The 13,767-nt window shown below is 58.9% G+C and carries 12 protein-coding genes and 1 pseudogene; 5 read left to right on the top strand and 8 right to left on the bottom strand.

Features of this window, described 5'->3' with window-relative positions:
* Positions 1–54: 54 nt before the first annotated feature.
* Positions 55–1,041, bottom strand: a complete 987-nt coding sequence (locus tag ACW17M_RS13250) for a LacI family DNA-binding transcriptional regulator (protein WP_052475657.1) — start codon at positions 1,039–1,041, stop codon at positions 55–57.
* Between the two features lie 355 nt (positions 1,042–1,396).
* Here ACW17M_RS13250 and ACW17M_RS13255 point away from each other — a divergent pair, with 355 nt between their 5' ends.
* The 5 genes from ACW17M_RS13255 to ACW17M_RS13275 are packed head-to-tail and all read left to right on the top strand — an operon-like array spanning position 1,397 to position 7,339.
* Positions 1,397–2,329 (top strand): Bug family tripartite tricarboxylate transporter substrate binding protein, encoded by a 933-nt coding sequence (locus ACW17M_RS13255; RefSeq protein ID WP_233975031.1) that lies wholly within the window; start codon positions 1,397–1,399, stop codon positions 2,327–2,329.
* Positions 2,330–2,366: 37 nt separating this feature from the next.
* Positions 2,367–2,804, top strand: a complete 438-nt coding sequence (locus ACW17M_RS13260) for a tripartite tricarboxylate transporter TctB family protein (protein ID WP_233975032.1) — start codon at positions 2,367–2,369, stop codon at positions 2,802–2,804.
* Position 2,805: 1 nt separating this feature from the next.
* Positions 2,806–4,326 (top strand): tripartite tricarboxylate transporter permease, encoded by a 1,521-nt coding sequence (locus tag ACW17M_RS13265; RefSeq protein ID WP_233975033.1) that lies wholly within the window; start codon positions 2,806–2,808, stop codon positions 4,324–4,326.
* 33 nt (positions 4,327–4,359) lie between these two features.
* Positions 4,360–5,505, top strand: a complete 1,146-nt coding sequence (locus ACW17M_RS13270) for a mandelate racemase/muconate lactonizing enzyme family protein (protein ID WP_240550006.1) — start codon at positions 4,360–4,362, stop codon at positions 5,503–5,505.
* A gap of 31 nt (positions 5,506–5,536) precedes the next feature.
* The gene (locus ACW17M_RS13275) at positions 5,537–7,339 is read left to right on the top strand and encodes an alkaline phosphatase family protein (protein WP_233975035.1); all 1,803 of its coding nucleotides are present in this window, start codon (positions 5,537–5,539) and stop codon (positions 7,337–7,339) included.
* Positions 7,340–7,421: 82 nt separating this feature from the next.
* On the opposite strand, the gene ACW17M_RS13280 is transcribed toward ACW17M_RS13275, so the two are convergent.
* From ACW17M_RS13280 to ACW17M_RS13310, 7 genes and pseudogenes are all read right to left on the bottom strand, one after another.
* The gene (locus tag ACW17M_RS13280; protein ID WP_233975036.1) at positions 7,422–7,799 is read right to left on the bottom strand and encodes a YbaN family protein; all 378 of its coding nucleotides are present in this window, start codon (positions 7,797–7,799) and stop codon (positions 7,422–7,424) included.
* A 111-nt stretch (positions 7,800–7,910) separates the two neighbouring features.
* Positions 7,911–8,612: pseudogene (locus ACW17M_RS13285) on the bottom strand (ATP-binding cassette domain-containing protein); the annotation flags it as partial.
* Between the two features lie 53 nt (positions 8,613–8,665).
* Positions 8,666–9,151 (bottom strand): FecCD family ABC transporter permease, encoded by a 486-nt coding sequence (locus tag ACW17M_RS13290; RefSeq protein WP_457547605.1) that lies wholly within the window; start codon positions 9,149–9,151, stop codon positions 8,666–8,668.
* On the bottom strand, positions 9,129–9,707 hold the full coding sequence (locus ACW17M_RS13295; RefSeq protein WP_457547606.1) for a FecCD family ABC transporter permease: 579 nt from the start codon (positions 9,705–9,707) through the stop codon (positions 9,129–9,131). The genes ACW17M_RS13290 and ACW17M_RS13295 overlap by 23 nt, the downstream gene beginning before the upstream one ends.
* Entirely contained in the window at positions 9,691–10,617 is a 927-nt protein-coding gene (locus ACW17M_RS13300; protein WP_342584059.1) for a heme/hemin ABC transporter substrate-binding protein, read from the bottom strand. The genes ACW17M_RS13295 and ACW17M_RS13300 overlap by 17 nt, the downstream gene beginning before the upstream one ends.
* Positions 10,614–11,669 carry a ChuX/HutX family heme-like substrate-binding protein gene (locus ACW17M_RS13305; RefSeq protein ID WP_233975040.1) on the bottom strand — a complete coding sequence of 352 codons (1,056 nt, stop codon included), beginning with the start codon at positions 11,667–11,669 and terminating at the stop codon, positions 10,614–10,616. Before ACW17M_RS13305 ends, ACW17M_RS13300 begins: the two co-directional genes overlap by 4 nt.
* A gap of 31 nt (positions 11,670–11,700) precedes the next feature.
* The gene (locus tag ACW17M_RS13310) at positions 11,701–13,677 is read right to left on the bottom strand and encodes a TonB-dependent receptor domain-containing protein (RefSeq protein ID WP_457547607.1); all 1,977 of its coding nucleotides are present in this window, start codon (positions 13,675–13,677) and stop codon (positions 11,701–11,703) included.
* Between the last annotated feature and the right edge of the window lie 90 nt (positions 13,678–13,767).

The raw sequence follows: 13,767 nt of genomic DNA on the forward strand, positions 1-13,767 counted from the left end.
TAACTGATCGGCAGTCCAGTAGGTCGTCTGTTTGTTCAGGCAAAGGACTATATATCAAGCGCTCTCTCGAATGATAAGTCTTACGCCTAGATCTACCCTCGTGTCCATATTTGCTGTGTCATCTCCTTTGAGACGTTCGAGTAACAACCGTGCGATATGCGTGCCGATCTCTTGCCGAGGGGGATCCACCGTGGTCATTGGCGGCACTGTGCTGTCAGTGAAGTCTTGGTTGCCGAATCCCACAATAGCCAAGCGCTCGGGTATCGACCAGCCTTGTCGTTGGCATTCAAGCATTGCGCCTAGGGCGACCATGTCATTGGAGCAGAACACTGCTTGAATCTCAGGATGGTCGTTGACAAGAGTGCATAGCAATTGGCCAGCCTCTGCGGTATTACTTCGCCCGGTAAGTTCTCGAACTAGCACCGAGCCGCCAGCGGCGGCGATCGCGTCGTGAAAGCCTAGATAACGCTCGTTAGCACGGATGTCGCGCTGGAAGTTGGTGCTCAAAAAAGCCATGTGCTGATATCCGCTACGCATGAGGTGTTCCGCCACCAGTCGCCCACAAGTGCGGTGCGAAAAGCCCACAACCATGTCCAATCCTTCCTGACCGTAATCCCACATTTCAATGATTGGAATATCGCTATTGCTCAGCAGTGAGACTGACTTTCGGCTATGCGAAAAACCAGTTAGTACGAGTCCCGAAGGATTCCAGCTTAGGATTGAGCGGATCAGTTCCTCCTCACGCGAAGCATCGAACTCGGTGTTGCCTATTAATAGTTGGTAGCCGGCTGCGCGAAGGTTTCTTTCCAGAGTCTCAAGGGTCTCCGAAAAGAAGGAGAAGGTAATCGTGGGAACGATCACGCCAATAATATTGGAGCGCGATGAGGCCAAACCACCAGCCATCGTATTGGGTAGATAGCTCAGCTTATCAATTGCCGTTTGGATCCGCTCGGCCCTACGAGAAGAGACCTCATCGGGACGACGCAAATACAGCGATACGGTACTTGGAGAAACATCCGCGAGCTGTGCGACTTCGCTCATGGTGGCTCGTTGTGAACTTCGTTTGCGTTTTTTCACTTTCCCTCTCTACCCGTTTTTTTGAAACAGATCCTTGCATGCTTTCGATTAGGCTGAACAGTTATTCCACAGCGTTGAATTCATAATTGATCATGCTGAATAAAACACGTGCCGGTAGCGGTATTAGCGCAGACCTTGAGTGATAACCCGATAGCTAGCTATTCGACCAATGGACAATCATTTCATCATTGACCTCTCATATCGTAGCGCTACGATTAAGGCGTGGAAAGTACATCAATGACATAAACTGATGGTCAATTCAAAATCAAAGCATCAGACATGCAAAATTTCGTAGCGATACGAAAAGGAGATTACAATAATGAAGCCTATACGCCACTCTCTGGCTCTGATGGTTCTCGTCGGGGCCTCACATGCCGCTCAAGCCCAAGAGACCTTAGAAATTGTTGTCCCATTCGCGGCGGGCGGCGCCACGGATATTGTCGCGCGCAGTTTCGAACCGATTTTCTCTGAGAAGCTTGGTGTCACCTCTGTGATACGCAACCTTGCTGGCGCAAGCGCCACGGTAGGCACCAGCGAGGTCGCCAAAAGTGAAGGCAATCCCAATATTATCGGTTACGAACCGGCTGGCGCACTCAGCATTCAACCCTCATTGAAAAACCTTCCCTACGGGCCGGAAAGCTTCACTTATGTTTGCCGAACCACGTCCAACCCGATGTTTCTGATGGTGTCTAAGTCGTCTGACATCGAAAACTTCGACCAGCTTGTTGCTGCCTCTCAGGAGCAGCCGCTGCTCTATGGCTCTTCAGGCCCAGGCACTTTGCCGCATTTGGCACTGGCAGCACTGGTGATCAACAGCGAACTGCAGGCCGAGCATGTGCCCTATAGCGGATCCGGCCCGGCGATGAATGCGCTGGCGGGCAACGAGATCCAAGTCATGGCCGATACCGAGACCATTCTCGGAAACTATGACCTCCGCCCCTTAGCCGTTTTCTCGGAGCAACGCCTGGAAGGCTACGACGATGTGCCGACCATCGGCGAACTCGAGGGTGTGCCGGACATGGACTTCTCCGTTTGGCAGGGTGTCGTGGCGCCCAAGGGCATCAGCCAGGAGCGTGCCGAACAGTTTACTCAGGCGTGCAAGGCCACCATGGAGTCAGATGAGTTCAAGAGCTTTGCCGAACGGGCCAACGTCAACATTGCCTACCTCGGGCCGGACGACTTCGAGTCGTTCGTGAAGGAGCGCTTCGAGGCCAACAAGCAGGTGCTGCGTGATGCAGGCCTGCTTGATTGAAACGACCAAGGCATAACGATTTAGCGAGGTAAGCATCATGGTTGCGAGATTGGCCCACCCCAGGGTGTTGCTGGCTCTGGGACTGTTCCTGATCGGTGTCGTGCTAGCGTTCCATGCCTGGGGCGGTCCCTCGGATGCCATGCTGGTTCCGCGCATTGTCCTGACCTTGTGGTGCGTGATCGCCCTGGCGATCACGCTCGCCGAGCTTTCACGGGGATCGGGGCTGGGCAGCGGGTCGCTGTCGACACTCCCCGTATTGATGGCGGCCGTACTCATCGCTGCCATCGCCGTGGCGAGCCTGGGGTTTCTGATCCCCTCGCTGCCGCTCGTCGCCCTGACCCTCTGGATGTTTCGACTGCGTCGCCCACTGCCGTTGGCGGTGGGCACGCTGGTGATCGCCGGTGGCCTGTGGTTCCTGTTTCACCATGTGTTGCTGATTCGATTGCCGACACTCTTAAACAGCGGAGCGCTGTGACATGGATATCATTCTTGCCGCGGTGAGCGATGCCTTCACTTGGCAGGCTTTACTCGCCATCGTCATCGGTACCTGGGCGGGGATAATCATCGGAGGGCTTCCGGGTCTAGGGTCGGTGGTGGGGCTGACAATCTTTCTTCCCTTCACGTTCGGGATGTCCACCATCACCAGCATGGCGCTGTTGATCGGTGTCTACTGCGGTTCCGTTTACGGCGGCTCGATTACCGCCATTCTGATCAACACCCCTGGCACGCCCCAGTCGGCGGCGACCACCTTCGATGGTTACCCCATGACCCAGCAGGGGCGCGTCGACGAGGCGCTGGGCTGGGCGACCTTCGCGTCCTTCTTCGGCGGCATACTTTCATGCGTGATACTGATTTTTTGCGCGCCGCAACTCGCCAAGTTCGCCGTCAACTTCGGTTCGATAGAAGTCTTCGCGCTCATCTGCCTAGCGATGATGTGCATCGTGGGCGTGTCCAAGGGTAGCGTCATGAAGGGGCTGGTTTGTGGCATGGTCGGCTTTTTTCTTTCCATGGTGGGGTCGGATCCCATCACCGGAGCCGACCGTTTCACCTTTGGCAGCTACGCTCTGTCTTCGGGGCTGACGCTGATTCCGGTAGTGGTTGGTGCGTTCGCACTCTCGGAAATCTTCATGCGCTTTGCCACGCGAGACGACCCGAGTGCGAAGATCCCTGAGGCCAACTTGCGCTTTCCAAAGTTCGGTGAGTGGTTCAAGCGCTTGGTGGAGTTGGTGCGTGGCTCTTTGATCGGCAGCTTCATCGGCGCATTGCCGGGCACCGGGGCAGCCGCTGCTGCATTCATCAGCTATGCCACAGCGCAAAAGCTCTCCCCACGCCGCCATCGCCTGGGCAAGGGCGAGCCCGATGGCATCATTGCGTCGGAGTCGTCCAACAACGCGGTGACCGGCAGCTCGTTCATTCCCACACTGGCGCTAGGCATTCCCGGAGATGTCGTCACGGCGATGATGATGGGTGCGATGGTGATCCATGGCATCACGCCGGGTGTGAGATTGATGGTCGATCAAGCACAGACGGTTTACTCCCTGTTCGTTGTGCTGATCATCGTCAATGTCGCCATGCTGATCCTGAGCAAGCCCTCTATCGGCCTGTTTCGTTACCTGTTCCGGCTGCACCAGGGCTACATCATGGCCGCCATTGTGATCTTCAGTTTTATTGGTGCCGCGACGGTACGCGGCAACCCGCTCGATCTAGTAGTGGCCGTTTTAACCGGCATCCTGGCTTACGCCCTGCGCCGCGCTGATTATCCGATGGCGCCACTGGTAATAGGTATGGTGCTGGGCCCAGAGCTGGAGAGTTCGTTGCGTCGCGGCCTGCTGATCAAGCGCGGCGACTTCCTGGAATTTTTCACCCATAGCGGGATTTCCATGGTGCTGTTTTCGTTGCTCGCGCTGTTTATCGTCTGGACCGTGTGGTCGAGCATCGCCCAGCAGCGCCAGGCATCGACCGCCTCTCGGCATGCCGAGAGCAACTCAGCCAAGTAAGGCCCTTTTCGAATTCGTTACTGGATACGCCACATGATCATTACCGACATCAAGACACACGTGCTTTCCGCCCCGCTCGAACAACCCTTCGCCTTCTCGCAAGGGTGGGTTCATCAGCGCACCGCCATGCTGGTTGAGGTTCATACAGAAGATGGTCTGATCGGCTGGGGTGAGTCGATCAATCATGGCCTTCAGCCGCCGCAGGTCGCCCAGGTCGTCGTGGAGTATGCTCTAAAACCTTTGCTAATTGGTCGCTCTGTGTTCGATCACGAGGTGCTTTGGGAGGAGATGTATAACCACACTCGGCCCTACGGGCAGAAAGGGGCAGCGCTGTTTGGCATAGCAGCGATAGACATTGCCCTATGGGATCTTTTCGGCAAAGCGTTGGGGCAGCCGATTCATCGGCTCATGGGCGGCGCGTTTCGACGAGAGATCCGCCCCTATGCGACGGGCTTCTATCGTCGCAAAGACGGGTGCTACCCCGAGGATATCGTGGAAGAGGCATTGCGCCACCAAGCCAACGGCTATCGGGCGATGAAGATCAAGACTGGTTTCGGTGTCGATTCGGACATTCGCGACATGCGCGCCGTGAGAGAAGCGGTCGGTGACGACGTCCAGCTGATGATGGATGCCAACTGCGCCTATAACGTGCCGGCGGCACGGCGAATCCTTATGGAGCTCGAAGATACGCGGGTGCACTTCTTCGAGGAACCGCTCAGCCCCGAGAATCGTCATGGTTACCGCGAACTCAAGGGTGTATCGCGCACTTACGTGGCTGCTGGTGAGAACGAATATACCAAGTTTGGCTATCGCGAGCTGATCAGCGAGGGGGCGCTGGATATTATCCAGCCTGATCTAGGAGCCGCCGGCGGATTCACTGAGTGCCGCAAGATCGCCGCGCTTGCCCAGGCTTGGCACGTGCCGCTTATTCCACACGTGTGGGGCACCGGTATCGGCCTTGCCGCTGCCGTGCAGTTCATTGCCACACTGCCGCCACAGCCGCTGTCGCTGAACCCGGACGAACCGATACTCGAGTACGACCAATCAGCGCACCCCTTCCGTCAGGAACTGATTGGTGGTGAATTCGCGCTCAACGCACGGGGTTATGTGGAGGTCCCCGACAAGCCCGGGCTAGGTATCGAGATCGACCGAGACGTCATCGACCGTTATCGACTCTGAAGCACGCACGTTCTAGCCAAGGGAGCAATGTATGTACAACGCGAAAAAAGTATTGGTGCTGGGCGTCGACGGTCTGATTCCCGAGTTGGTCGATAGGTTTTGCCATGAAGGTGTACTTCCCCATATCGATCGATTGCGTCGCGAGGGTGGAACAACACGGCTTATGCCCTATATCTCGACCTGGGGAGATACCAACTTTGTTAACTTTCTAACCGGGCAGGCACCAGGGAACAGCTGGGTGGGGCAGCGCATCTCTCCCAGCGGTACGCGGCACTTGTTGGAATTGATGGCCGAAGCGGGACAAAATTGTGCGCTGGTGCACTTCCCCGAGTCACTCAAGCCCACCGGCAAGAACGATCTCTGTCTGGCGCCGTTCTGGAGCGGTAAAGGCCCGGCCCCCATGGAGATGGCCCCGGCCGGCGTGCATAGCACGGATCTTTCCCAGTGGCCCGACGCTGCCCAGAACGAGGCGCTGGGCTGGCCACCGAGCGGTAGCCTGGCCCATCACCAGAAGCACAACCGTCACGCAATCGAGCGCTCGGAGGATGGCTATCACGCCGTTATCCGGCTCAATGCCGGCGATAGCCTAGCAGTGACCTTGAGCCCAGCGACCGACACGCGGCTCCAACTGACGCTAAACGAGCGCGCGGCGACACTGGGCGTAGGCGAATGGAGCGACTGGTTGCCCGTCGAGGCCGGAGACGAGCGGGGGCATGTGCGCTTCAAGCTGTTGGCCTACGATGCCGAGCGGGGACACGTAGATCTGCTGCAATCGCAGATAACCATGCCCGAGCAGTTGGGCAACCACCTGGCCCTGGCCAAGAAGCTGACACAACGCCATGGGCCATTCATCTCCAAGTGGACCGTGTCAGCGGATCCCGACTCGCCCTATTATGAAACCAGTTTCGAAGAGGGGCGCTATCAACTGGAGTGGCTCGTCGATAGCGCCCTGACCTTGCTGAACGAGGAGGACTTCCGCCTGTTCGCCACGGTGTTCCGTCTCAATGACGAAACCCATCATACCTGTCTGGCCTATTGCGACCCGGAATCTCCATTCTTCACTTCCGATGGACAAGAACGTTACTTGAACACCATCCGCACTGCGTACCAAGTGCTCGACGATGCAGTGGGTCGCCTGCTGGCTGGGCGCCGCGAGGACACCGTGATCGTGCTCGCTTCGGATCATGGCGACGTGCCGAACCATTACCTGTGTGATATCCACCGGCGACTGGCTGCGTTTGGGCTCTGTACACTCGATGAAAATGGTCGACCAATACGTCAGCGTAGCCAGGCCTTCCTTAAGGATGAGCGCGGCGGCCTGGAGGTCTTTGTTAATCGAGACATCCTGGACGAGGGAATCGTTTCCGAGGCTGATGCGGCCGAGGTGCAGACGCGAATCCTCAAGGCGTTAAGCACGTGGTACATCGATACCCCTCAAGGCGAGCGTAACGTGGTCGCTTTTGCCCTCAAGAAACAGGATGCCAGTGTACTGGGGTACTGGGGCGACAACGCCGGGGATGTGCTGTTCGCCTACGCCTCGGGGTTCGTTTGGGGTGTTAACCGACGTGGCGATACCGTGGCTGCCGTTGAAAGTGCCGGAGCCAACCATGGCCCTCAGGTACCGTCCGCCAGCACCGCATTCGCCTCCAATCATGGTTTGGCGATCCTGCACGGTGAAGGAATACTGCCTGGCTCCAGGTTACCCTTCGATACCCAACGCGGCATCCAGCGAATGGACAATGCCGGGGCCACGTTCGCACGCTTGCTGGGGCTAGACACCACCACCCTCGATGGCATGCCGCTGAATGCGCTATTAGACGGAGACGTTAGATAGCAGGCCGCTGCCGCGAAATGTTAGGCGTTAACAGCGCAGAATTTTGCGGCGTTAAAGCCGTGTTAGCCACCACTGCCAAGCTTTACTCATTAGAAGACGAAGGCTCTGGCCGAGTAGCCAGCCAAACGGCAATCAGCATCAGTAGAGCGATCACCCCCCAGCGTGTCCAGCCGGGGCCGAGTGACCAAGCAGTGATCAGTGCGCTCAACGCTATTATGCTAACAGCCGCCAACTTAGCGCGCCGGGGGATGGCGCGCTCTTGCTCCCAGGTAACCAGCAGTGGCCCGACATAGTGGCGGGAGCGGATCCAGGCCTCAAAGCGCGGTGAGCCTTTGGAGGCACAGTAAACAGCCATTAGCATAAACACGGTGGTCGGCAGCAGGGGCAGGAAAATGCCTAACACACCGATGCTAAAACTCATCCCTGCCAACACGACCCACATGAGGCTGATCAGTCTCATTCTTGCTCCCCAATTGGCACACGGTGATGCATATATTGCCCGTTACGTATGGATAAGTATGGACTTATATGAGGGCTTTGCCACTCGACTCGTTGGCTGCTGAAAGCTGTCTTAAGGCGCCAGGGCGAGCAGAGGCTTGCCATGGGGGCCGCCCTCAATGTGCTGAAGTTCGGCTGCGTAAATCTTCGCAATGGTCGCGGGGTTAAGCACCTGGCTGGGTAGTCCGTGGTCAATACGCTGCCCTTGATGCAGCAACCATACCCGGTCAGCGTAGGTGCTGGCGAGATTAAGGTCGTGGAGCACGCAAACAATGGCCATGCGGTGCTGTGCGGCCCAGCCGCGTAGTTGCCGCATCAAGCGCTGCTGCTGGCCGATATCCAAGGCACTGGTCGGCTCATCCAGCAATAAAATACCACCATCCTTGGCGGTGGGAGAGCCCCTTGAGAGTAGTTGGCAGGCGCCTCGTGCGATCATCACCCGCTGGCGTTCGCCACCGGAAAGCGAGAGCACGCTGCGCTTGGCGAGGTGGGTTAGATCCAGGTCGTCCAGTAGCGCTGCGACCAGTGATTTGGCCGGATTACTGCCTAGACTCAACAGTTCGTCAGTTTGCCAGTCAAAGCCGGGGAGCTCCTGCTGGGCGACCAGCGCACGCCGGTTGGCAAGTTCGGCGATGGGCCATTCGCGCAAGGGTTTGCCATCCAGGTGTAGTTCGCCCTGCTCGGCAGCGCGAAACCCCGACAGCATGCTGAGCAGAGTGCTCTTGCCCGCGCCGTTGGGGCCGACAATGGCTAGCAGCTCGCCGGGTCGAATCGTGCCATCTAGTGGGGCGATAGCGGGGGTGGTGGTTAAACCAGCCTGATGGAGAGTTAGCATGCTCGGTTCCTGCGCATCAGTAGGTACAGGAAGTAGGGGCCGCCAAGCAGACTGGTTAGCAGCCCAACGGGGATTTCCGCCGGGGCAGCGACGGTGCGGGCTAGCGTATCAGCAACGACCAGAAGCAGCGCGCCGCCGAGCATTGAGGCGGGCAGCAGCAGCCGATGGCCAGGCCCTAGCCAAAGCCGTAGGCAGTGGGGTACCAGCAGGCCCAAAAAGCCAATTACTCCGGTGAGCGCTACACACAAACCTACGCCCAGCGAGGTCGCGACCACCACCCGGCGTTTTAAGCGGCTTGCATCCAGCCCCGCCGCATGGGCGGTCGCTTCGCCTAGCTGGAGCAGGTCAAGTTCACGAGCGCTACGCATTAACAGCCACAGGGCAACGGCAATGAGTACCAGGGCGAGCGCCGTGGTGCGCCACAGGGCGTTAGTCAGCGTGCCCATGCCCCATAAACTAAGCTGGCGAAGCTGGCTCATCGCTGGCGATAAAGGCTAAAACCCCACCGCTAGCCCCGGCGAGAGTATTGATGGCCAAACCAGCCAGCAACAGGGTCATCACAGCGGCACTGCCGCCGCCTTGACGCTTGGCGATGCCAAAGACAATCAAACAGACGCATAAGGCGCCTAAAAAGCCTGCCGCAAACTGACCGTAAAGGCTGCCTGCGCTGCTGTCTTGAAAGAGCACAATCCACACTGCTACGAAAAGCCCAGCACCACTGGCAAGGCCGAGCAGGGTCGGGTCGGCCAGCGGGTTACGAAACAGCCCCTGCATGGCGGCGCCGCTACCGGCAAGCATCGCTCCCACGGCCACGCCCAGCAGTAAGCGCGGCAGGCGCAGCTGCCACCACACCTGCACGCTGAGTGGATCGGCTTGGCCGCGGAGTACTCCCCAAGGGGAGATGCCCAGTGCGCCAGAGGAGGCCGCCCAGCCTAAAGCCAGTAGCAACGCAGCGGTTAATCCGACGAGAACGCGGGTAGTGCGGCTAACCGGCAGCCGCGCCCGGAAACGGTAAGTGTTAAAAATGGCTATCATGGGCTGAGCTGTTTTGAGCGGTACTGTTTTGGACAGAATTAGCCTGGGCGCTAGTCGGTGCGCCCAATAGCGCTTCAACGTCCTGGCGCAGGGCGAGTAGCTGATCGGGCGTGCGCGGGCCAAAGCCAAGCAGCGCTTGGTCATCAATGACAATCAGCTGTTGCTCTCGGCCTGCGTGGGTTAACGCCATACCGGGTAACTGCCATAGAGCGGCTTCGCCACCCATTGCTGCCAGGCCCCGCTCGGAGACAATCACAACCTCCGGCGCTTGCCGGGCCAGGGCTTCGGCACCCACGTTGTGGTAGCCCTGCATCTCGGCGAAGGCATTTGCCAGGCCCACCGCTTCGAGCGCGCTATGCGCTGCCGTGTCGCTGCCCGCCGCACGGGGGGTTAAGCCGCTATGCTGCATGATAAACATAGCGCGGGTCGTCGGTAGGGCGGGCAGGTTGGCTAGCCGGTCAAGTTTCTCGTTCAAGGCGTCTGCTAAGGCCTCTGCCGCGTCGCGACGGTCAGTTAATCGGCCGACGGCGCGGACTTTATCGGCGATGGCATTGAGGGTGGGTGAGGCGTTGATAATCTCTACGCTGACACCGACAGCCGCCAGCTGCTCCAGCACTTCCTTGGGGCCTGCATGCCCGGTGGCTAACACCTGGTCAGGTTTAACCGACAGGACGCTTTCAGCGGAGAGCTGGCGCAGGTAACCCACCGAGGGCAGCTCCGCCATGGCGGGTGGATGCACGACTGTGTCATCCCGAGCAATGACATTGATATCGGCATCTAACGCGGCCAGGGTTTCCGCGATATCGCCACCAAGCACCACCCAGCGTTCGCTGGCCAATGCGGCCCCGGTGGTTAGCCACCCCATCAGCAGTACTGCCAGTGAGCGGCGCATCAGGCGTTTTGCGTTCATGCCACCGCCTCTTGGCTGCCGAGTTCATCCAGCAATTGCCGCCACTCGCGACGCTCAACGCGGCCTTCCTGGCGTTCCGCGTAAAGTTGCAGCACTAGCGAGCCTTCGGCATCGAAGGCTTCAATGCTGGTCACGCCGCCGTCTCGGTTGGGCTTGCTGACTTGCCATACTTGGTCAATCGCAGTGTCATCAAGGTGCAGGGTGAACTGCTCGCCAAATAGATTCAGCCAGCCGTGGGCGCGTTGAGGGGTGGGCAATGTGCCGGTGCGGATCTGCACGCAGCCGGGGCTAGCGACAAACAGCATCAACGGCAGCGCGCGAAGGCTGGCGTGCTGAAGCACCGTTTCCAGGGCATTGACGGGCAGCGTTTGGGTATAGCGTCCCTCCATTAACTGGTTGGCCTCAATACGCTCCAGATGATGGCGCTGGAGGAGGGCAAAGAACTGGTGCACATCGCGCATCGCGCCCCACTCGCTAGCGAGGGTCGGCGCTTCGGGCAGTGGGCGCTTCAAGCGAGGCATGCTCTGGGTAAACGCTGGCGTATCCCGAGTGCCCAAGGCCGCTAAGGCACCCCAGGGACGCGGCAGTGGGTTCTCCAGGGCAAAGCATTTGTGAACGGCGCAGCCATGTTGATTGAATATCTGCAGGCTCCAGCGCCACTGCGCCTCTTGAGTACTGGTGGCAGGCATAGAATCACGAATCAGGCAGGCCCAGTGCCAGCTCGTATAGAGCAAGCGTAGATCCAGGCCACCTGGGTCGAGTAACAGGCCTGTTTGTGGCCCGCCGCTAAGTTCAGGGTAGTCGCCGGTTTGCTCTAGCACGGCCAGCCGGGAACGGGTCAACGCTTTAACCCGCCCCAGTTGGGGCAGGTAGGCGGCGATATCGCTGGGCGAGAGCGGCAGCGTCCATACGTCGCGCCCTAAACGAGCGGCCTGCAGCTCGCCTTCACTGATCGATAAGCGTTCGGCAATCTCAATCGCAGGTAGCCGCGGCTGCGCGGCGCGCGCCGCGTCAAAGGCTTCGATAATCGCGATCTGTTGGGATGTAATCATGACGCACCTCTATCGGGTTGACTGCGTGGATTTACCACTGCCAGTTGAGGGTGGCGAACAGGCTGCGCCCATCGCCCAGGCTGCCGTCGGGGCGGTACCACACCTTGTCGCCAATATTGGCAAGGCGCAGCGAGGTATCCACGGCCGGGGTGATTTGCCAAGCGAGATGCACATCGTGCAACCCATAGCCGGGCAGGCGCTCGTCATCGCCCTGCTTATCGAAAGATTGGGCAAAACGCGCTTGCCAGCCCAGGCGGATATCGCTGTTATACAGAACCACCTCGCTTCCCAGGGTGGCTTCCAACGGTGTTTGACTGCCTAGGGGCTCGCCAGAATCGCGGTCTTTACCGGAGACTTCCGAAAGACCCACAAAGCTTGTAAGAAGCGGGAAGGCGCTGGGCTGCCAGGTCACCCGGGCGTCATAGCCCCATAGCTGGGCGCGCTGAACGTTCACTGCCTGGGTGGTGCCCGCCATGATGTCGACGTGAGTGTCGATAAAATCGTCGGCGCGAGTATCGAAGTAGCTGGCACGAACCTGCCAGTCGCCCTGATGCCAGACCACGCCGCTTTCCCAGGTGTGGCTAGATTCAGGCGAGAGACTAGGGTTGGGAATCCAGTAATTGTCCGGTGTGCAGAAGGCTGGCCCGGCGCAGAAACCGGCAAAGTGGCGCTCGTTGGCGTAAAGCTCGGATAGGCTAGGAGCGCGGAAGGCCTCAGCGTAGCCCGAAAACAGCATCAAGGCGTCATCGGGCCGCCAGGCAAGACGAAAGCGCGGTGACACTTGGTCGTGGACGCTATCGGATTCATTTTGGCCGCTGGCGTCGTAACGGTCGTAGCGGGCTCCCAGGCCAATATCAAACTGCCCGGCGCCGCCATCGGCTAAATAGCGCCCAGCGGTAAGAGTAGTGTCGAGATAGGCTGACTGGGTATCGATATCGGCTTTAGGAAAGCCATTCGCTTCGCCATCTGGCCGTTGGCGGGCCTGCTCCAATTCGGCGCCGAACACCAGCGTTTGCGAAAGCCAGCCGTGATCCATGGTGTGGAAGCCGTCGCTCTGAAGACCGGCCCGCTCTAGGGTACGGTTGGCCTGGGGCTCGTCGATATCCTGCTGGCTAAAGGTAAGCTGCGAGGTGACTTCGGTGGCAGCGCTGGGCTGCCAGCGGTGGCCCAACTGGACGTTGTTGCTTTCCACATCGCGATCGCGCAGCGGATTGCTGGCATCGGTTGAAAGCTGCTGTGGGTTGGCGGGCTGGGTGGCGCGTTCGTCGTAGTGCTGCCAGCTGATAAATAGCCGCTGGTCGTCGCTTGTCTCCCAACCGCCTTTTAGCAGCAGGCTATTGAGGGAGGCATCCTCTTCGGCTTCATCGCCCCCCGCGCGGCGAATATCGCCGGATTCACTGCGGCCGATTGAAAACAGGCCATCCACCTGGCCGTTGGCGGTATTGCGGCGGCCGAAGCCAGTCAGGCTCCCCCGCATTTCGTCGCTGGCCGTCGCACCGCCTACGGAAAGGCGTACGCCGCTATTTTCGCCGGGGGCAAGCAGGTCGTTGGCATTCACACTGGTGAAGCTGACGACACCGCCCATGGCATTGCTGCCGTACAAGCTGGAGAGCGCACCGCGCGCTATCTGTACTTCTTGAATCAAGCCAGGGTCGAGAAAGAAGTTACCGATGTGGCCGGTGGAGATATCCTGACGAACGCCATCCAAACGTACCAGCACACCTTTGCTGCCAAAACCGCGCATACTTAAGGTTTGGCCATTTCGGCGCCCTTGGCCAGCCACATGCAGGCCGGGTTGGCGGCTAAGCACGTCTTCAACCCGGCTGGCGGTGGCCAGCACAGCATCATCACGATCAATAATATCGATAATCAGCGGTGCCCGTGAAAGGTCCGTAGGCGCTCGGGTGCCGGTGAGCGTCACTGGGTTAAGCTCGGCGTCGTCTGCTTGGGCGGTTAACAGTGGAAGCAGCGTTAAAAAGAGGCCACCAAAAGCGCGTGTGTGGTTCATAAGCCAGAGATTTCCAACAGGGATAAGTGGAAGAGGTCGCTGGCTGGGTGCGATGGGCTACCTGGCTGGCTTTGCTGTATAAGTCTTTAA

It is taken from the genome of Vreelandella sp. 2A-K22, assembly GCF_054065485.1.

Excerpts from the sequence above, each read along its gene's own strand:
- ACW17M_RS13250 (WP_052475657.1), bottom strand. The coding sequence starts at position 1,041 with ATGAGCGAAGTCGCACAGCTCGCGGATGTTTCTCCAAGTACCGTATCG.
- ACW17M_RS13255 (WP_233975031.1), top strand. The coding sequence starts at position 1,397 with ATGAAGCCTATACGCCACTCTCTGGCTCTGATGGTTCTCGTCGGGGCC.
- ACW17M_RS13260 (WP_233975032.1), top strand. The coding sequence starts at position 2,367 with ATGGTTGCGAGATTGGCCCACCCCAGGGTGTTGCTGGCTCTGGGACTG.
- ACW17M_RS13265 (WP_233975033.1), top strand. The coding sequence starts at position 2,806 with ATGGATATCATTCTTGCCGCGGTGAGCGATGCCTTCACTTGGCAGGCT.
- ACW17M_RS13270 (WP_240550006.1), top strand. The coding sequence starts at position 4,360 with ATGATCATTACCGACATCAAGACACACGTGCTTTCCGCCCCGCTCGAA.
- ACW17M_RS13275 (WP_233975035.1), top strand. The coding sequence starts at position 5,537 with ATGTACAACGCGAAAAAAGTATTGGTGCTGGGCGTCGACGGTCTGATT.
- ACW17M_RS13280 (WP_233975036.1), bottom strand. The coding sequence starts at position 7,799 with ATGAGACTGATCAGCCTCATGTGGGTCGTGTTGGCAGGGATGAGTTTT.
- ACW17M_RS13290 (WP_457547605.1), bottom strand. The coding sequence starts at position 9,151 with ATGAGCCAGCTTCGCCAGCTTAGTTTATGGGGCATGGGCACGCTGACT.
- ACW17M_RS13295 (WP_457547606.1), bottom strand. The coding sequence starts at position 9,707 with ATGATAGCCATTTTTAACACTTACCGTTTCCGGGCGCGGCTGCCGGTT.
- ACW17M_RS13300 (WP_342584059.1), bottom strand. The coding sequence starts at position 10,617 with ATGAACGCAAAACGCCTGATGCGCCGCTCACTGGCAGTACTGCTGATG.
- ACW17M_RS13305 (WP_233975040.1), bottom strand. The coding sequence starts at position 11,669 with ATGATTACATCCCAACAGATCGCGATTATCGAAGCCTTTGACGCGGCG.
- ACW17M_RS13310 (WP_457547607.1), bottom strand. The coding sequence starts at position 13,677 with ATGAACCACACACGCGCTTTTGGTGGCCTCTTTTTAACGCTGCTTCCA.